Genomic DNA, 18,593 nt, shown 5'->3' with positions numbered 1-18,593 from the left:
TTTATAATCCATGCGCATATTTCGCCTTTTAAAAATACTATACATTGCCTTCAAATTCGGATTAGATGAATTTATTCTGAGCCATAGCCGCTTGCAATTCTTACGCGTAACTGTCAGAACGTTAACCTTCTGGCGGAATTTGGACAAGCCGCGCGGAGAAAGATTACGGCTGGCTTTGGAAGCGCTGGGGCCTATCTTTGTTAAATTCGGCCAAATGTTGTCTACCCGGCGCGATCTCTTACCGCAGGATATCGCTGATGAATTGGCCAAGCTGCAAGATCAGGTGCCGCCTTTTCCTTCAGAAGTAGTCATCTCATCACTGGAAAAAGTATATGGCAAAAAGATCAATGAAATATTCCTTAAATTCGATGAAACACCCGAAGCCAGCGCATCAGTAGCACAAGTCCATTTTGCCGTTTTGCATGATGGCACCGAAGCGGCAGTAAAAATATTACGTCCTAATCTAGCGCCGATCATTATGCACGACGTTGCGCTGATGGATACCGGCGCATGGTTAGCTGAATCCCTTTGGATGGACGGAAAGCGTTTGAAATTACGCCAAGTCGTCTCGGAGTTCGCCCGGCACTTGGATGATGAACTGGATCTGATGCGTGAAGCGGCTAATTGCAGCCAGTTACGCCGCAATTTTCTGGATTCTCCCCTGCTGTTTGTTCCCGAAGTCTATTGGGATTACTGCCGCAGCAGCGTGATGGTCATGGAGCGTGTCAAAGGCACGCCGATCAGCCATGTCGATACGTTGCGCGAACAAGGTATTGATATCCCGCAACTGGCGCGTGTCGGCGTTGAAATATTCTTTACCCAAGTGTTCAGAGATGGCTACTTCCATGCGGACATGCATCCGGGAAATATTTTTGTTGGCGCAACTGGCCAGTATATTGCAGTTGATTTTGGCATTATGGGAACACTCAGCGATGAAGACAAAAATTACCTGGCGCAAAACTTTCTGGCTTTCTTCCGCCGTGATTATGGGCGTGTTGCACAGGCACACGTGGAAGCGGGATGGGCGCCGAAAGATACCCGGGTGGATGATTTTGAATCCGCCATACGTGCCGTCTGTGAACCGATCTTTGACAAGCCGTTGAAAGAAATATCGTTCGGGCGAGTCCTGCTGCAGTTATTCCAGGCGTCACGGCAATTTAATGTAGAAATCCAGCCGCAATTGGTTCTACTGCAAAAGACACTGCTGAATATCGAAGGCCTTGGCCGTGATCTGGATCCCGATCTGGATCTGTGGAAAACAGCCAAACCCTTTTTAGAGAACTGGATGGCCGAACAACTCGGTTTCCGCGGATTAGCCAGCCGGATACAAAAAGAAGCCCCGAATTGGGCAATCATCCTGCCGGAATTTCCCCGCCTGATTCATCAAGCCCTCGCTGAAAATCGCAATGATATGCTGGAAAGAAAAATGACCGACCTGGTCATCGAAGAAAAGCGCCAAAACCGCCTGCTGATGCTCATCGCAATCTTATTGGCGGGACTTCTGGCTTGGCAGATATTTCAATAATTTCAAATCGAACTAGCGTTTTATATCACTCATCGAGTAAACACCTCAGTTTTACAACTCGCACAGCTATTTGAGTGTAAATTTGAGAAACTGACAGTAGTTTCTAATTCTTAAGTCTGAATCTGCATTTATTTGCGTCCATTAACATTTTTTGATCTAAATCAATAAACGTAAACTTGCTTGGTTTCATAATATCGCCTCGACTGTTACTAAATGTGGAGGTGATTATGGATATGCTAGAGAAAGAAGACGCTGAAATTTTTAAAAAATTGAGTTTAAATTTCGGAGTTATAACCCTCGTGGCGGTGGGTTTGATTGTTATATCAATATACTTCTCGTAAGCAATCGATCGACACAAGCACTTGGAGTTTTTTGAATCTAAGTGTTTCAGTTAACACTCCACCGGCTGAAAACCGGTGGGGGGTTTCATACGCTAAATTTGTTCTTTATTAGAAATCAACGCAGGAATGTGGCAAGGTCTTTAACACAGAAAAAAGCTTTACAATCGCTCACTTCTGCTGTGCTAGTATATTTAAATCGTATTTTTGCCTCCTAATCTTTTTCCGCATTTCAGATACAAAAACTTTACCGCGCCAGAAAATTTGTGCTGGTAGATTTGATCTTATCAAAAATATTCTCGCGACAATCTCCTTGCCATGTTCGTAATAAAGCAGATACGGAAATTCTAAACGGGGTAGCCTGATCGTAGATCTACGGCATACATTCATTGCCCCAGTATCGAGCTCTCTTCCCGTTTACTCCAAAGTAGCACAGTAATTACACAAATTGCATGCCGGATTCTGGCTTTGTTAGTTTATTTTCCAGATGCAAGGTGTCCGAGCACATTACTATGTTACAGTCCCTACTTATCCCTATGGCAAATTCTATTGATAAAGCCGAGCTGAAAGCACTCTATCAGCATCGCTGGCAACCCAACCTAAAAATTCCTTTGTTCTATGGGATATGGATAGGGCTCGGAATAATGGCCTGGAATGCCCCGCATTGGGCCATTGTTTGGCTCTGCTATCTTGCCATGGGTTACATGCAGATGGGCATTGTGACTTTTATGCATGATTGCACACACAGCGTTTTATTTAAGGCAAAGTGGAAGAATTGGGTATTTGGTGTTTTTGCCATGATACCGCTGTTAATTTCATACACCGCTTTCAAAGAAGATCATCTCCTGCATCATCGTTTTAATCGTTCAACTAAAGATCCGGATGCATTTACAATGGGTAAGCGAGGAATCGGTGATTATATCCTCTTCTATGCATATGCCGTGATTGGCGTACTTCTGACAGCCATCCAGTTTGTTATTATTTTTCCCCTGCAAAAATTACGCGGCGCGAAAGCACTCGTTCATTGGAGTGAAATAGCTTTGCATGCAGTGATTACCGTCATTATTTATGAATGGGCTAATAATCATGAAATTGCATCTGAAGTTTTTGCACTTTGGTTCTGGCCGCTCATTTTTTTTGGATTTTTCAATAGCGTTCGTTTTGTGGCAGAACACTATGGAACACCCTGGAATGCTGGCCAGCTTGCCGGTACTCGTACCATTATTAGCAATCCAATGCATTCATGGTTCTGGAACAATATTAACTATCATATTGGGCATCACGTATACCCTGCAGTGCCTTGGTATAATCTTCAGCAACTCCATGCGTTAATGCTGCCAGAAATTACTCGTCAGAATGCAATTATCGACAAAAGCTATTGTGCTGTTTTCTTTGACGCCATGATCAATGGCCCAGAAAGTCTAAAACGGAATATAGCGCGTAACGAAAAACGGAACGCTAAAATAGCAGACCCTGATTCATCATCTGCCTCAAATGACACATTCCAAAGTAATTAATCAATTTAATCATTCCTGATTAATTAATGGAATGTCACTAAACAGCCGGGAAATTTCACTGCCGTTGATAACGGTAGTAAATGTTGGCTATTAGTACCCTTGCGCTTTCAAGTCCTGAACTATCCCGGCATACCACATCGGAATATTAATTCCTGAAACAACGTCGCTTACGGCACCAGTGATTTGCAGATGGGAAATTCCACTCCCTTTCCCTTCAAGGATACCCCGGAAATTACCCCATTGGCACGAGTCAACGGAAACCATGCCATCGTTTTCACCTTCGTATTTCTTGATGATCTCGTAGGAGATGAGAAAAATGGGATCATTGGCTGGCGATAACATTCTGGAGCCGTAACTCTGGTAATAAACGCCTTCGACATCTTTCACGTCAGCATTGAATTTCTTCATGCTTTCACGGGTTAATTCTTTTATTGCGATATTGCTTTCCGGGTCTTTATCGCCCATGAATTTCCCCAGCGTGTCGATCGCTTTATAGGCCCAGTCATCATCTGGAAGAAGTCTTGTTGCAACGTCGGCAAAGGCGGAGCCCCAGTGAGGCGTGGAAATAGTCGTTAAGCTTGCGACTTTTTCTCCCATTCCAAGTTTGGATATCATGTAACGGGAGTCGAGTCCGCCCTTGGAATGCGCGATGAGATTCACTTTTTTGGCGCCAGTCGAGGTCAATATCCCTTCTATCCTTTGTTTCAGCACTCCCGCATTTTCAATAGAAGAATTCCATGCCCCGAGTTCTCCCAGATAAACATTCGCTCCACCTTTCCTGAGGAATTCCGGAATATGTCCCCAGGAAGAAATAATCATGTAATCGCGAAAACCGATGCCGTGAAGAAGAATGATAGGGTATTGGGTGTTACAGGAATCAGGCGGCGCTACGTTCGGGCCATGCACGGGAAACCATTCCTTGAAATACTTTAATACGGAAAACATATTACGTGCTCCATCGAAGTGGTAATTGATCATCTAAAGCCAGGAAAATAGTTAGGGGACTACCAGAAATTGCGATGCCGCTTCTTTTTACACACCATCCGGTTATGCCGCACAGATCCCTTATTTTTTTGGAAATTCTAAACGGAGTAATCTTGCCAGAGTCTACTGCGGTTTTCGATCCCTCCTCCTGCTTTTCTGTAGCCGAAACGTGCGTCACGCAGAGTTACAGTTCATCAAGACGAAAATGCTTTGGGGCGGGCCTTTTTTAACTTATTCATCGCCTTCAATCTACGAAAGAATTCAATGTGACCCGCTACACAACCTTTGATACCTCCAAACGCCTGACTTGCCCAACAAACGGGATCGCACTCGTCTATCTGTTTAACGATCAAGCCATCTCGAAACTTAAACTTCGAAACAATTCTGTTGTGAACCTTCCGGCCATTATCCCGATAGGTGTAATCTTCAAGAACGACGGCATGGCCGGTCGAGTCGTTAGCAGATAATTCCTTGATTTCCAACTTAATGTCGCTTTTGACTCCCGCTTCAGTGTCGGAACAGATCATGTCCCACATCGCGTGAATCTGTTTCTTGCCTTTTAAGCGAAATGCGATATCCTCAAACGAAGCTTCCTCGTGATAACAATCAGCAATATCTTTGTGCTCATGCGCATTAAGGCATTGAAAAAGTTTATAGAGCTGTTGTTCATTGGAATGCATGTTAGTCTCCTCGTAATCGTTAACTCAAGTGTTATTCTCCCAAGAATAAAAATACCTGAAACCGAATTATGTGTCAAAGAATAAATGTGTATAAGATTTTGATTTTTTATATTTTCCACCCTCTCAGACGAAAGATTCTCGAGAAAAAAGATCAACCCAATCTCGAAGAAAAATGAGTGGACAAAAGGGTGTTTGGTCCATAACTAAAAGTTCTTGTCCTTGCGAAAAAGAACTCCGCCAGTAATTGGGTGCAACTGACAGCACTTGCCAATTTCTCGTTAGTTGAATGCACCCATTTTGCATGGCGGCAATGATCGCCGTTTTCCGGTCTTTAACTGGCTTTGCAATCTCGTACAAAAGTAATGCAATCGGCCGCTTTCGCAGCCTTGATTAATTTAAATCATCCCTTCCCAAGTCTTATATACAATTCAGCTGCAAAAACTTCAAACTGAGACACTACCCAGATTGAAGCAATCCCAGACGGTACTGATAATGGACGTGTGGTCGAACGGAACCAGCGGAAGGACATGATCGTAGAGTCCCCATGCTCGTCGTAAGTGATAATCAGCAGCGTCTTGTCCCAATAGGAACTGCTCTAAAGTGCGTTGTAGATTGTCGCCAGCGATACTTCTCTCCGGCACACGTCGATAGATGGATCACTCAAATTATAGAGTCGGCCATTAAATAGTTCGATTTGTCATAGCGGCGAAAGCCGGAATACGGAGATTCTAATCAATCTTTTTAATGGCCGGATCAATAGGATTGGAATGTGGATTTGACAAGGTTGGATACCCACTCCTCACGAATGGTTGCTGTTGGGTGGCTGTGGCGCATTGGCCATCAAATATCAGCAACAAAAAGTGTTGGTCTTGGATACTTTTTTGCTTTCCCGCTGAACCGAATCGCTAAATTCTTTTGGCTTGGTTAATACTCCAATAATTTTAAATGCAGTTAGCACTATCAACCATTAAATTATACATTCAGTACGTCACTAAACTTTGATACAGTATGATTTTTCTCTACGAGAAACGTAATGTCGTTACTTGAAATCCGGAATGTAACCAAACGGTTTGGGCATTTCACTGCTGTTGATGACGTCAGCATTGAAATCAAAGCCGGGGAATTCTTTACACTGCTGGGTCCATCCGGTTGTGGTAAGACGACGTTGTTACGTATGATCGCCGGTTTTGATGCGCCTGATGGCGGACAAATTTTGCTCGATGGTGAGGATATTGTCGGTTTTCCTCCGGAGAAACGTCCGTTTCATACCGTTTTCCAAAGCTATGCGCTATTTCCGCATATGACAGTGGCCGACAATATCGGATTTCCGCTGAAAATGACCGGCAAAACACCCGGAGAAATTAAAACCCGGGTCGCCGAAACATTGGAAGAAGTTGAACTTACCCAATTTGCCGGTCGATACCCCCAAGAATTGTCGGGCGGACAAAAGCAGCGGGTGGCATTTGCCCGGGGACTTATCAATCAGCCGCGCTTATTATTACTGGATGAGCCATTGGGCGCGCTGGATGAGAAATTGCGCGAGAGTATGCAAAGAGAACTGATCAATTTACAGGCGGATGCCGGCGTCACTTTTATTTATGTCACACACGCTCAAAATGAGGCACTGGCTTTATCGCACCGCATTGCCGTGATGAATCAAGGCAGGATCGAGCAAATCGACGAACCGCAGAGAATTTATAATTTTCCATTGAATCGTTTTGTTGCGGACTTTATTGGGAAAATAAATATGCTGAAGGCATTGGTTATTGAAGTTTCTCCTTTGCATTTAAAATTAAAAGTTGAAGGACTGGGAGAAGTCACGGTACCGGCAAAAGATCATATCAAAGTGAACGATCACGGTGTGTTTGCTGTGCGTCCTGAACAAGTTCGTATTGTTCCACTGTCAGCAGAGATCAATACTGGATTCCAATTGCGTGGAAAAATAAAAGATTTCCTTTATATCGGTGATGTCACCACCTATATCATTAAACTGTCTAACGGCACACGAATTGAAGCACTACTTCCCAATTCGGTACCGGGTCATACCAAGCCTTTTGAAATAGACGAAGCTGTTGCGGTCAGTTGGCAGGAACAATCCGCACAGTTTTTCCCTGATTAGTCTAAGTTCATCATTAAATTTTAAAACATGCAAACATCAGGCCGCCTCCTCAAATGGCTCATCAGTGGGCCGCCGCTATTATTCTTGCTGATTTTCTTTGTGGCCCCGAGCTTGATCATGGTCTTTACTTCTTTTCGCCTTCCGGGTGAATTTGGCGGTCTGGCTCCGATTAATATTTTACCGGGAGAAGTGGCTGGTGATTCCGGTTTGACGATTGAAACCTATCAATTTTTCTTTAGCGATTTTATTTATACCGAAATATTTCTAAAGTCGTTTGCGGTAGCAGCATTCACCACGCTCATTTGCATTGCCATGGCCTACCCGCTTGCGTTACTGATTGCCCGCAGCCGGAAAAAATTTCGTAATTTGATGATCATGCTCGTTGTGCTGCCGTTTGCCAGTAATTTTTTGGTTCGCATTTATGCCTGGATGATTATTCTTGGCCCAGAGTCCGGGTTAAGTCACTTTATCAACGGGATTCTGGCTTTTTTTGGTATTGCACCGGTCACGCTGTTATTCTCTCCTTTCGCGGTTCTGATCGGGATGGTTTATGTTCACCTGCCATTTATGATATTGCCGTTGTATACCAATCTGGAAAAGCATGATCCTATTTTGCTCGATGCCGCACAGGATTTAGGTGCAAATAGCTGGCAGCGTTTCTGGTATGTCACTTGGCCGCAATCACTGCCCGGCATATTTTCCGGATCAGCTTTGGTTTTTATTCCTGTCCTCGGCATGTTTGCAATTCCAGACATCTTAGGTGGAACTGGCGATATCATGATCGGCAATTTGATCAAAGATCAATTCCTCGGAACCAGGGACTGGCCTTTTGGTTCGACACTCTCGATTATGCTGACGCTGGCCGTATTGAGCACCGCCGGTTTGTTTTCCTGGTTTGCCAGAACCCGTAACCCAGCTTGAATAAATCCTATGTGTATTTTCTCTGTGGAATAAATAGAATGCCGCGCCGTCAGACAGCTTTGTGGGTAGTATCGATTCTGGTCTATGCCTTTTTGTACATACCATTGATTATCGTGGTCGTGTTTTCATTCAACGACTCAAAACTCAATGCGGAATGGGCCGGTTTTACCTTACATTGGTATAAAGCGCTATTGAATAACCATGAAATGCTGCTGGCCGCGCGTAACTCATTGATCATTGCGATCAGCGCCAGTTTTCTGGCAACCACATTGGGAACCATGGCAGGTTTGGCGATCCATCGTTACAAGCTGAAGGTATTGCCGATCCTCGCTTTTACACCGGTTGCCATGCCTGAAATCCTATTAGGTGTTTCGCTGCTTCTATTCTTTCTGCAAGTGCTGAATCTGACACTGGGCATGCTCTCCATTATTATTGCGCACACGACTTTCTGTATCGGATTTGTCGCTATTATTGTACGTGCACGTTTGCAAGGCATGGATGAATCCATATTCGAAGCCGCGCGAGACTTGGGCGCAACGCCCTGGCAGACTTTTCGGCAAATCACCTTGCCGTTGATAAGACCTGCAATCATCGCGGGGGCTTTAATGTCATTCACCCTTTCGATTGATGATTTTGTAATTACCTTCTTTACCAAAGGTGCCGGCGAACCGATTCTGCCAATTCAGATTTATACGATGATCAAAGTGGCTGTCACACCGGAGGTGAATGCCATTTCAACACTATTGGTGCTATTGACATTAACACTGATCATCATCGCAACGCGATTCGATACCAGTATGTTGAAAGGTGAATCGAAATAGTCATGGTGTATTCGCTGCCAATATCAGTTCGTTTGAGTTTAGCGTTACTCGTAACAATCTCTGTAATTGATTGCGTGCAACAAAACAATTCTACGGATTCCAATAAAACCCCTGCGCGCGTATTGCAAGTATTTAATTGGAACAATTACATTGCTCCTGAGACTATTCAACGTTTTGAAGCTTCGTGTGATTGCCAGGTAAAACAAGATTATTTTTCTGATAATGAGGAGATGCTGGCCAAGCTGGCTGCCGGCGCATCCGGTTATGACTTAATCGTACCGACAGGCAATGCCATGGATACTTTAATACGCCAAGGTATTCTCATCCCTTTAGATAAAACGTTATTACCGAATATCAAGAATATCCATCCTGCTTATCTCAAAACACTATTCGATCCTACGAATAAATATTCTGTCCCCTATGCTTATACGCTCACTTTGCTAGGGTTTAATACGAATAAAGTGCAAGAGCTCGGTTTGCCGACAGATACATGGGCGATTATCTTTGAACCGGAATACCTGCAGAAAATAAAAGGCCGTGTTACCGTGCTGGATAGTCCGCGTGAGTTGATGGCAGCGGCGTTGTTATATTTGGGGTATGCGGCAAACGATCAAGATGAAGTGCATTGGAATCAGGCCAAGGAACTGATTATCCGCGCCAAACCGTATTGGGCTGCATTCAGCAACACGAGTTATATCCGCGAAATTGCCATTGGTGATTTATGGGTAGTGCACGGTTATTCCAATGATTTATTTCAGGCGGCACTGGATGCCAAAAAAACCGGGCGCCATTTCACCATTGATTATGCGATTCCCAAGCAGGGCGCAGTAATGTCATTGGACAGCATGGTTCTCCATAAAAGTGGAAAACATCCGGGTCTTGCGCATCAGTTTATTAATTTTATGCTGGATGGTAAGAATTCCGCCGAGCTGACCAACTTGATTGGATCAGGCAATCCCAACATCGATGCCAAGCCATTCATCCGGCCTGAATTACTTCAAAATAAAGTGATATTTCCTGACGAAGAGTCGTTATCCCGTCTGGAAATGATTACGGATCTGAATCATAAACAACGCCGGATACTCAGCCGCATTTGGACAGAGATCAAATTACGCTAAACTAACCATTTATCCATTTCTTTATAGAACACCTATGAGCTACTATCAATACCATGTCTTTTTCTGCACTAATCAACGCGAAGGCGATGCCAAATGTTGTAACAACTTTTGCGCCCAAGAAATGCGCGATTATGCCAAGCAGCGAATTAAATCGTTAAAGCTAAACGGTAAGAAAAAAATCCGTATCAATAATGCCGGTTGTTTGGATCGCTGTGAGGAAGGTCCGGTCATCGTCATTTATCCCGATGAAACCTGGTATACCTATATCGACAAAGACGACATCGATGAAATCATTGATGAGCATCTGATTAAGGGCAACATCGTTGAACGCCTGAAAATTTGACCCGCTTCTAAGGTAAAAAAACTTGCCCGCTGTTACGCAAAAATTTTTCATTGATGGCTCTGCCGGGAAACTCGAAGTCATTCTGGGGGAACCGGAATCTGTTCCGAAAGGGATCGCCATCATCGCGCATCCACATCCGTTGCATGGCGGAACAATGGATAACAAGGTTGTTCATACATTATTCACCACCTTATTAGCGCTTGAATTTATCACAGCGAAATTTAATTTTCGTGGCGTGGGTCAGAGTGAGGGCCATTTTGATCATGGCATCGGTGAGATAGAAGATGTGATGGCAGTCACGCAAACAATCCGCAATCAATTCAATCGGCATTCAACGGATCTACCGCTACTCCTGGCAGGCTTCTCATTTGGTGGCGCAATTCAATTACATGCTGCAGAGAGGCTTGATCCAGAATTTCTCATTCTGGTTGCACCATCAGTGGTTAACTTGAATGCACCTGCAGTACCGGAAAATACTGAATTTGCTTTGATTATTCAAGGCGATCGGGATGACATCGTATTAACAGAAGCCATCTTGGCTTGGGCAACACCGGCATCACAACCCGTTGTTTTTATACCCGGCGCAGAACATTTCTTCCATGGAAAACTGACGATACTCAAGCAACTGATATTGAAACACTTCGCCCATATACCTTAACAGGCTTTTAAAAACAAGCACTTCCGGTCTTATTCAACCAACCGGTGCTGGATCGCATAGCGGACCAATTGTGCATTATTCTTCATATTCATTTTTTCCAGAATACGCGATCGATAAGTGCTCACCGTTTTAACACTGAGTGATAATTTATTGGCGATGGAGGTTAAGGATTCTCCGGCAACAATTAGTTTGAATACATGAAATTCCCGGTCCGAGAATGTCGTATGCGTCAATTTCTCCGAATCCGCAACGGGATTAAACAGAAGTTTCTCCGCCAGCTCAGGATTAACATACTTCCCACCCTTGGCAAGGCGGCGAATCACACTGATCAGCTGATCGGTCGGGCTGTCTTTCGTTAAATACCCAGACGCTCCAGAGCGGATTGCCCTAATCGCATATTCTTCTTCCGGATACATGCTTAAAACCAGAACACGCGAAGAAGCATTCGCTGATAAAATTCTTTTCAGAATATCCAGTCCATTGATATCAGGCAAATTAATATCCAATAACGCAATATCCCAATCGCATTCCTTTGCTTTCTTTAAAATATCCTTTCCATCAATAGCTTCTGCTACAACATCGATATCGTCTGTTTCATTGATAATTCTTTTAAGCCCGTCACGAAATAAAGCATGATCATCTGCAATCAGAACTTTAATCATTGATTAATTCCCCAACATTTGTTGCTGCTATGGTAAGTGGTATTTTAAGTGTTACAACACTACCTTGCGAAGGTGTGCCGGATATCTCCAATTTACCGCCGAGTTGCTGTGTTCTCTCATTCATGCCGATTATTCCAAAAGAATCAGGATTCAGCATTTGTGATTCGGTGATCCCGACACCGTTATCTTTAATGGCAATCAAAATATCATCCTCATCTTCACAAAGCTCAATATCGACTCTGGTAGCTTGTGAGTGCCGGACTATGTTGATAAACACTTCCTGAATAATTCTAAAAATGCTGGTTTCAAAGTTCTTATTATTAAAAGATAAATTTGATATCGTTGATTCTAATTCGCATCTAATATTGGTGCGTTGCTCAAATTCACGTATTTGCCATTCGATGGCACCGTACAATCCTAAATTGTCCAATACATTAGGGCGCAGATTTATTGAAACCCTCCGCGCTGTTTCGATGGCTTCACCCGTTAATTCATAAAGAGATCTGATCCGTTCATGCATTGGATCCGCACTTATTTTTTTTGAAAGCCAGTCCAGATCCATTTTCAGAACAGTTAAGGTACCGCCCAGAACATCATGTATTTCACGGCCAATCCGGGTTCTTTCCTCTTCCCTGACATCTTGCAAATGAGTCGTTAGCTGGCGGAGATTTTCGATCATCCGCTTACTTTCAGTAATGTCTTCAATCATACATAAATAGCAGACTTCCTGGTCACCCATGACCTCAAACGGCACGATAGAGATTTCAATCCAGATAACGGACTTATCCGGACGCAAGACTCTTTTTGCTAGCTTGCAATCATGCGACTGATGATTGATGAACTTCTCGATATCATTGCGGTAAGAGGATACATCATCCGAATGAATAATATCCGATTGATTGATACAAAGAAGTTCATCCACACTTCTTCCGGCAATGGCTGCATACTTCGGGTTCACATCGTAATATTTTCCCGTCGGCAAATTGATCAACGCAATGCCTAGCGGCGCTTTTTCAAAGATGGTTTGAAATTGTTTTTGTGCTTTCCGGTTACTTTCTTCTATACGCTTTCTTTCAATCGAATAGCGAATAACCCGCGCCAGAACACCTTCGGTCAAACTTCCCTTAACGAGATAATCCTGCGCGCCGGCTTTAATCGTTTTGATTGCAAGTTTCTCATCATCTCTGAATGATAATACTGCGATGGGAATACTGGCGGCGCTTTCACGCAATTTATTAATTGTTGCAATCCCATCGCTGTCAGGTAACGTCAGATCCGACAAAATGAGATCAAACGACTGTTGTTGAATTAATCGAAGCGCAGAATTTAATCGGTCCGTATGAACCACGGAAATCTGATCGCCCATCGCTTGTTGTAAATCACTTTGCACAAGTATTGCGTCAGTTTCATTATCTTCAATTAATAAAATATGAATCTTAGTCGAATTCATGACAGATTATGGTTCATATAATATTGCAGTAGAAAACCAGAAATCTTTAATTGATCGTGCTGTTTTTATACATTCATCAAAATCCACCGATTTTCTGATATAGCCATTCGCGTGACTATTATAAGCAGCCTTGATATCTTCCTTTATTACAGAAGATGTATAGATGATAACCGGTATGGTATTTAACTCAGGATCCGCCTTCAATTCGGCTAAAACTTCAAATCCATTTTTTCTCGGCATATTGAGATCCAGCAAGATGAGATCCGGGCGCGGCGCCTGAGGATTTTGGCCTTGTTGCTTTAGATACTCTAGTGCATATACACCATCTTCTGCCACATAAATTTCACTATCCGCTTCACAGAATGCGAAGGCCTCTTTAATCAACAAAACATCTGTAGGGTTGTCATCTATCATCAGAATTACGCTGGGATGAGTATTATTTTTATAGCGCATCGCGGATAATTAATTAATTTTTGGAATTGAAAAATAAAACGAGGAACCTACATTAGGCTCTGATTTGACCCATATCTTCCCGCCGTGATGTTCGACGACTTTCTTACAAATTGCCAAACCGATACCAGTCCCCACATACTCTCTACGGCTATGCAACCGTTGGAATACGCGGAAAATCCGCTCTAAATATTGCTCTTCTATACCAATCCCATTATCGCTCACCCAAAAAACCCATTCGTCCGGATTTTCTTTTACACCAATATGTATTTTGGGTGGCTGTTCTCGTTGAAATTTAAGCGCATTATTGATTAAATTCGCAAATAATTGAATAAACTGGAAAGGGATCCCTCTAACCACGGGGAGCTTATCGTAGGTGACTATCGCGTTACATTCGCCAATTGTGACAGACAAATCAGCCAGGACATTGTTTAATAAACACTCACAATCCACTTCTTTCGGTGTCTGACTTGCATTGACTTGTGCATAAGTTAACAGATCATCAATAAGCATTTGCATGCGATTTGTACCGGCAACCACATGCGAGATCAAGTCATTCGCACGCTCATCCAATTGCGCGTTTGAGTATTTCTTCAGTAATTGAACAAAACTGCTTATCGCACGGAGCGGTTCTTGCAAGTCATGCGTAACAACATACGCAAATTGCTCAAGCTCATCGTTCGATCGCGCCAATTCGGCCATTTGCGCTTCCATTTTTTGTTCCAATCGTTTGTATTCAGTCACTTCTGTGCGTATTGCAACGTATTGATACGGAGCTCCTGCACGATCTGAAAATGGAACAATTGTGGTATCAACCCAGTAATAAGTGCCATCTTTAGCGCGATTCTTGATTTCTCCTTTCCAGGTTTGACCTTTCGCGATGGTGCTCCATAAGTTCTGTATGAATTCTTTGGGATGATAACCAGAACTAATAATACGATGATCTTGCCCGATCAATTCTTCGGCAGAGTATTGGGAAACAGAGCAAAACTTTTGATTAACATATTTTATTTTTCCCTGTTTGTTAGTAATCGCTATGATGGCATGTTCATCAAGCGCCCTTTCAATCATTCTGACTTCGTTCAGCAAAGCTGTTTGTCCATCAAGAAACTGTTTTTGTTCCAGCCATAAACCGAGATCATGGGCTATATTTTGCAGGAATACAGAATCCTCATCTGTCGGCCATCGTATTAGATTAGTGTCTTCATAAAAGACACATATTTGCCCGCAGATTCCGCCATTTACCATTACTGGCGTAGAAAAATTATGTTCTAACGCGTACGCAGATTTTCCTGCTGTATAGCATTGATGATCAATTTCAATGAGAGGAAAAACATCACCCAAATATTTCCATGTTAATCCCATATGCTCAATGAGTTTTTGACACAGATCATCAACACAGCGGATAGCCAGCATATCCCGGGAGATTTCATATAAGCACGCAAGTTTATTCAATCTCTCTTGCGTCTCAGCTTCATTCACACACGAAATATTATCCTTATCAGGCAACGGGTTGGAAATAAATTGAACTTTGCGCGCTGCGATTCTTGGATTTACCTTGCCTCCGGGATCACTGGATGTATTTTCCGCCGGATCTAAGAACTTATCGGGGGAAAATTTCTTAATCCAGCCGGATTCTTTATGTAAACTCATATTGCTTTTAATCGAAAATCACGTCTGTCTATGTATCTGTTTCTCATGGATGCCTGAATAGCTAGCTGCCTCTTTCGATTCTGTTGCCTATGTCAAAATAAATTGTATCTTCAATAGTATCTGTCTGAAATGTTAAAAACCATAGGAATATTCTGATTGTTCTTCCTTTTGATTCCGTGAGGGCCAACATTGCGAGCTAAAATTGAAATTCACACAGGTTTCCGTCACAATCGCAACAAGATAATTCCCACAACTTACAGGCATGGTTTCTTAGATTTAAATAAGAAATCACCGACAAAACATAATTACTTCAATGCCGTAAAACTCAACTCCAATTCTGACAAACTATTAAAGGATAAGAGATGAGAGTAAATCTTCCGGTCACCAATACAGAGTATCCCATTGAGGACGATACGTTAATCGTATCAACCACCGATACGAAGGGAAGAATCACTTATGTTAATCCGACATTTATTGAAGTCAGCGGTTTCTGCGAAGAAGAATTGATCGGCAAAGCGCATAATATTGTACGTCACCCGGATGTACCGCCTGAAGCATTTGAGGATTTATGGAACACATTGAAACAGGGCTTACCCTGGACAGGATTGGTTAAGAATCGCCGCAAGAATGGCGATTTCTACTGGATCACTGCAAATGCAACCCCTTTGCTGGAGAATGGAAAAATCACTGGTTATTTATCAGTTCGCACCAAAGCACCTCGCGCAGCAATCGAGCAAGTTGCGCCGATTTATCGAAAAATCCTGGATGGTAAAGCACCCAACTTGAGGATCGAAAAAGGTCAGGTGGTGCGTACCGACTTGATAGGAAAATTTTCTGCGCTTTTTAAAATGACCCTAAGTAAACGAATCGCCCTTTTCATGGCCATTCCTGCTGTATTTTTATTGACCGCCGGTAGTATTGGCTGGTGGAGCCTTACACAAGCCCAGATTCCCGCATCACTGAGTAGCATGATTGCCGGAATAACTTTAACCGGCGTTGCTGTGATGTTCTATCTTGCTTTTAGTATGGTAAAAAATACATTGACTCCGTTAAATCAAGCGATTGATGTTGCAAATATCCTTGCATCTGGCGATCTGACGCATAAATTCTCCATTAATCGCAGCGATGAATTTGGTCAATTATTAAAAGCCCTCACTCAGATGGGAGTCAACCTGAGAGCCACAGTGCTGGATGTACAGAAAAATGCTCTATCCGTTAGCCAAGCAACGAGTGAAATTGCTTCCGGCAATCTGGATTTATCACAACGCACAGAAGAACAGGCGTCTTCGCTGGAAGAAACGGCTTCCAGCATGGAAGAATTAACTGCGGCCGTGCGTCAGAACACGGATAGCTCAATCAGTGCTAATCAACTCGCCTTGACAGCCAGCGATATTACCGCCAAAGGTGGAATCATGATGAAGGAAGTTGTTACCACGATGTCATCGATCAGTGAAAGCTCAAAAAAGATCGCAGACATCATTAATGTCATTGATGGCATTGCCTTCCAAACAAATATTCTGGCACTCAATGCGGCCGTTGAAGCAGCGCGCGCCGGCGAGCAAGGCCGCGGATTTGCGGTCGTAGCGACAGAAGTCCGTAACCTCGCGCAACGCAGCGCAACAGCAGCTAAGGAAATTAAAACACTGATTGATGATTCCGTACAAAAGGTTGATGAGGGCACCGCGTTGGTTAATCGGGCGGGCAAAACAATGGATGAAATCGTCGGGTCCATTAAACATGTGACTGAAATCATGTCAGACATTACGTCAGCCTCCAAAGAACAAAGCACCGGTATCGAACAAGTCAATCAAGCGGTAACACAAATGGATGAAGTCACACAACAGAATGCAGCGTTGGTAGAACAGGCAGCCGCTGCCGCCGCTTCGTTGGAACAACAGGCACATGAGTTAGTCGGTGCCATTTCCATATTCAATGTGGCACAGAATACTGCAAAACATCCAGCAACCGTAGTTCAGTTGACTGACAAAAGAACCGGATTCACGGAAAGAAGCAATCTTCACAATGGCAACAGTCATTTAAAGAAAAGAAGTAAAATTGCTGTCGGTGATAACAGTAATCAATGGAGTGAAAATTAGTAAGGGATCATAACCATTCTTTGATACACCTTAAATTTCAATTAAAATGGCCAGCAACAAAAGCTGGCCATTTTTATATTAGAATCCACACAAGTGTTAGTCTATTATCTGCAATTGAATACAAAAAATAACCCGGATATCTGAGTGAAAAATAGCAAATATGTCTGAAAGCGTAATACCTTTATACACAGAACGTTATACAGCGCCATCCTGGTTGCCCGGCGGGAATATACAAACACTCTATCCCTATTTCAGTAAGCCAGCGCAATTGTTCAAGTACCGGCGTGAACGCTGGGAACTTGACGATGGGGATTTTATCGATGTGGACTGGACAGACGGATCTGCCGATTTGCCTTTAGTGATATTCTTCCACGGCCTCGAAGGCGGATCATCCAGTCACTATGTTTTGAGTATGATTAATAGCTTGAGAACTTACCACTGGCGCAGTGCCGTTATTCATTTTCGCGGATGTTCCGGGGTGCCCAACCGCTTGTCTCGCGCCTATCACGCCGGTGATTCCGCTGAAATCGACTGGATGCTGCGGCGTGTTATCAATCAAATGCAGGCAGCACGCGTGGCACAACCGGTTTATGTGATGGGCGTCTCGTTGGGCGGCAATGCGCTATTGAAATGGCTGGGCGAAAAAGGGGAACAAGCAAAAGAACTCGTGGCAGGCGTTGCAGCGGTATCCGTTCCGCTTGATCTGGCGGCTGCCGGTTCAGCTTTGGATACCGGGTTCAATCAAGTGTATACCCGTCATTTTCTGACAACACTCAAAACCAAAGCGTTTGATAAACTGGAAGAGTTTCCCGGCTTATTTGATGCCCAAGCGCTCAAAAAATGCGCATCGATTTATGATTTTGACAATCTGGTCACGGCGCCCTTGCATGGTTTTCGCGATACCGATGACTATTGGCGGCAATCAAGCAGCAAACAATGGCTCGGACTTATCAAAGTCCCCACTTTGTTGATCAATGCGCAGAATGATCCGTTCATGCCAGCTTCGGTGCTGCCATCTCAACAAGCGGTATCCCCCGCTGTCACTTTGGAATTTCCGGAGCAAGGCGGCCACGTCGGATTCATGCAAGGCCCGTTTCCAGGAAAATTAAATTGGCTGCCACAAAAGATACTCAGTTTCTTTCACTACCAATGCCAGCAGACTGAGCGCGAACGACCCTAAATTTTAAAAAGTTCTGCTGAATTCAACATAATGTAGAATAGCGCTCGATTGTATAAATTTCCGTGTCACCTCAGACTC

16 protein-coding genes are annotated in these 18,593 nt (G+C 43.5%); 10 read left to right on the top strand and 6 right to left on the bottom strand.

Annotation, left to right across the window (positions count from 1 at the left end; translation table 11 throughout):
- Positions 1-10 precede the first annotated feature (10 nt).
- Positions 11-1,525: a ubiquinone biosynthesis regulatory protein kinase UbiB gene (ubiB, locus tag NIT79A3_RS04325; protein ID WP_013965041.1), complete on the top strand. Its 1,515-nt coding sequence runs from the start codon at positions 11-13 to the stop codon at positions 1,523-1,525.
- 874 nt (positions 1,526-2,399) lie between these two features.
- Positions 2,400-3,380, top strand: a complete 981-nt coding sequence (locus NIT79A3_RS04315; RefSeq protein ID WP_348225719.1) for a fatty acid desaturase — start codon at positions 2,400-2,402, stop codon at positions 3,378-3,380.
- A gap of 90 nt (positions 3,381-3,470) precedes the next feature.
- Here the strand turns inward: NIT79A3_RS04315 and NIT79A3_RS04310 are convergent, their stop codons facing one another.
- Positions 3,471-4,325 carry an alpha/beta fold hydrolase gene (locus tag NIT79A3_RS04310; RefSeq protein WP_013965038.1) on the bottom strand — a complete coding sequence of 285 codons (855 nt, stop codon included), beginning with the start codon at positions 4,323-4,325 and terminating at the stop codon, positions 3,471-3,473.
- A gap of 233 nt (positions 4,326-4,558) precedes the next feature.
- Positions 4,559-5,044: a nuclear transport factor 2 family protein gene (locus tag NIT79A3_RS04305; protein WP_013965037.1), complete on the bottom strand. Its 486-nt coding sequence runs from the start codon at positions 5,042-5,044 to the stop codon at positions 4,559-4,561.
- Positions 5,045-6,077: 1,033 nt separating this feature from the next.
- Here NIT79A3_RS04305 and NIT79A3_RS04300 point away from each other — a divergent pair.
- From NIT79A3_RS04300 to NIT79A3_RS04275, 6 genes are all read left to right on the top strand, one after another.
- Positions 6,078-7,163, top strand: a complete 1,086-nt coding sequence (locus NIT79A3_RS04300; protein WP_013965036.1) for an ABC transporter ATP-binding protein — start codon at positions 6,078-6,080, stop codon at positions 7,161-7,163.
- 117 nt (positions 7,164-7,280) lie between these two features.
- A complete protein-coding gene (locus tag NIT79A3_RS04295) occupies positions 7,281-8,084 on the top strand; it encodes an ABC transporter permease (RefSeq protein WP_348225718.1) in 804 nt (267 codons plus the stop codon).
- Positions 8,085-8,122: 38 nt separating this feature from the next.
- Complete coding sequence (locus NIT79A3_RS04290) at positions 8,123-8,905, top strand: ABC transporter permease subunit (RefSeq protein WP_013965034.1); 783 nt, start codon at positions 8,123-8,125, stop codon at positions 8,903-8,905.
- Between the two features lie 74 nt (positions 8,906-8,979).
- Positions 8,980-10,023 (top strand): spermidine/putrescine ABC transporter substrate-binding protein, encoded by a 1,044-nt coding sequence (locus NIT79A3_RS04285; RefSeq protein WP_348225717.1) that lies wholly within the window; start codon positions 8,980-8,982, stop codon positions 10,021-10,023.
- A 34-nt stretch (positions 10,024-10,057) separates the two neighbouring features.
- Entirely contained in the window at positions 10,058-10,366 is a 309-nt protein-coding gene (locus NIT79A3_RS04280; RefSeq protein ID WP_013965032.1) for a ferredoxin, read from the top strand.
- A 22-nt stretch (positions 10,367-10,388) separates the two neighbouring features.
- On the top strand, positions 10,389-11,024 hold the full coding sequence (locus NIT79A3_RS04275; protein WP_013965031.1) for an alpha/beta hydrolase: 636 nt from the start codon (positions 10,389-10,391) through the stop codon (positions 11,022-11,024).
- A gap of 29 nt (positions 11,025-11,053) precedes the next feature.
- On the opposite strand, the gene NIT79A3_RS04270 is transcribed toward NIT79A3_RS04275, so the two are convergent.
- Genes NIT79A3_RS04270 through NIT79A3_RS04255 form a run of 4 tightly spaced genes read right to left on the bottom strand, consistent with a single transcriptional unit; the run spans position 11,054 to position 15,239 of the window.
- Positions 11,054-11,686, bottom strand: coding sequence for a response regulator transcription factor (locus NIT79A3_RS04270; RefSeq protein ID WP_013965030.1), 633 nt, complete (start codon positions 11,684-11,686; stop codon positions 11,054-11,056).
- Complete coding sequence (locus NIT79A3_RS04265; RefSeq protein ID WP_013965029.1) at positions 11,679-13,136, bottom strand: response regulator; 1,458 nt, start codon at positions 13,134-13,136, stop codon at positions 11,679-11,681. Before NIT79A3_RS04265 ends, NIT79A3_RS04270 begins: the two co-directional genes overlap by 8 nt.
- 6 nt (positions 13,137-13,142) lie before the next feature.
- Positions 13,143-13,550, bottom strand: coding sequence for a response regulator (locus tag NIT79A3_RS04260; RefSeq protein ID WP_348225716.1), 408 nt, complete (start codon positions 13,548-13,550; stop codon positions 13,143-13,145).
- A gap of 48 nt (positions 13,551-13,598) precedes the next feature.
- Positions 13,599-15,239: an ATP-binding protein gene (locus NIT79A3_RS04255; RefSeq protein ID WP_013965027.1), complete on the bottom strand. Its 1,641-nt coding sequence runs from the start codon at positions 15,237-15,239 to the stop codon at positions 13,599-13,601.
- Positions 15,240-15,601: 362 nt separating this feature from the next.
- Between NIT79A3_RS04255 and NIT79A3_RS04250 the strand changes: the two genes are divergently transcribed.
- The gene (locus NIT79A3_RS04250; protein ID WP_013965026.1) at positions 15,602-17,335 is read left to right on the top strand and encodes a methyl-accepting chemotaxis protein; all 1,734 of its coding nucleotides are present in this window, start codon (positions 15,602-15,604) and stop codon (positions 17,333-17,335) included.
- A 160-nt stretch (positions 17,336-17,495) separates the two neighbouring features.
- A complete protein-coding gene (locus NIT79A3_RS04245; protein ID WP_013965025.1) occupies positions 17,496-18,515 on the top strand; it encodes an alpha/beta fold hydrolase in 1,020 nt (339 codons plus the stop codon).
- Positions 18,516-18,593: the final 78 nt, after the last annotated feature.

The organism is Nitrosomonas sp. Is79A3, from assembly GCF_000219585.1.
Classification (GTDB): Bacteria; Pseudomonadota; Gammaproteobacteria; order Burkholderiales; family Nitrosomonadaceae; genus Nitrosomonas.
This window is presented reverse-complemented; position numbering and strand designations above follow the sequence as displayed.

Excerpts from the sequence above, each read along its gene's own strand:
- ubiB (WP_013965041.1), top strand. The coding sequence starts at position 11 with ATGCGCATATTTCGCCTTTTAAAAATACTATACATTGCCTTCAAATTC.
- NIT79A3_RS04315 (WP_348225719.1), top strand. The coding sequence starts at position 2,400 with ATGGCAAATTCTATTGATAAAGCCGAGCTGAAAGCACTCTATCAGCAT.
- NIT79A3_RS04310 (WP_013965038.1), bottom strand. The coding sequence starts at position 4,325 with ATGTTTTCCGTATTAAAGTATTTCAAGGAATGGTTTCCCGTGCATGGC.
- NIT79A3_RS04305 (WP_013965037.1), bottom strand. The coding sequence starts at position 5,044 with ATGCATTCCAATGAACAACAGCTCTATAAACTTTTTCAATGCCTTAAT.
- NIT79A3_RS04300 (WP_013965036.1), top strand. The coding sequence starts at position 6,078 with ATGTCGTTACTTGAAATCCGGAATGTAACCAAACGGTTTGGGCATTTC.
- NIT79A3_RS04295 (WP_348225718.1), top strand. The coding sequence starts at position 7,281 with ATGGTCTTTACTTCTTTTCGCCTTCCGGGTGAATTTGGCGGTCTGGCT.
- NIT79A3_RS04290 (WP_013965034.1), top strand. The coding sequence starts at position 8,123 with ATGCCGCGCCGTCAGACAGCTTTGTGGGTAGTATCGATTCTGGTCTAT.
- NIT79A3_RS04280 (WP_013965032.1), top strand. The coding sequence starts at position 10,058 with ATGAGCTACTATCAATACCATGTCTTTTTCTGCACTAATCAACGCGAA.
- NIT79A3_RS04270 (WP_013965030.1), bottom strand. The coding sequence starts at position 11,686 with ATGATTAAAGTTCTGATTGCAGATGATCATGCTTTATTTCGTGACGGG.
- NIT79A3_RS04265 (WP_013965029.1), bottom strand. The coding sequence starts at position 13,136 with ATGAATTCGACTAAGATTCATATTTTATTAATTGAAGATAATGAAACT.
- NIT79A3_RS04260 (WP_348225716.1), bottom strand. The coding sequence starts at position 13,550 with ATGATAGATGACAACCCTACAGATGTTTTGTTGATTAAAGAGGCCTTC.
- NIT79A3_RS04255 (WP_013965027.1), bottom strand. The coding sequence starts at position 15,239 with ATGAGTTTACATAAAGAATCCGGCTGGATTAAGAAATTTTCCCCCGAT.
- NIT79A3_RS04250 (WP_013965026.1), top strand. The coding sequence starts at position 15,602 with ATGAGAGTAAATCTTCCGGTCACCAATACAGAGTATCCCATTGAGGAC.
- NIT79A3_RS04245 (WP_013965025.1), top strand. The coding sequence starts at position 17,496 with ATGTCTGAAAGCGTAATACCTTTATACACAGAACGTTATACAGCGCCA.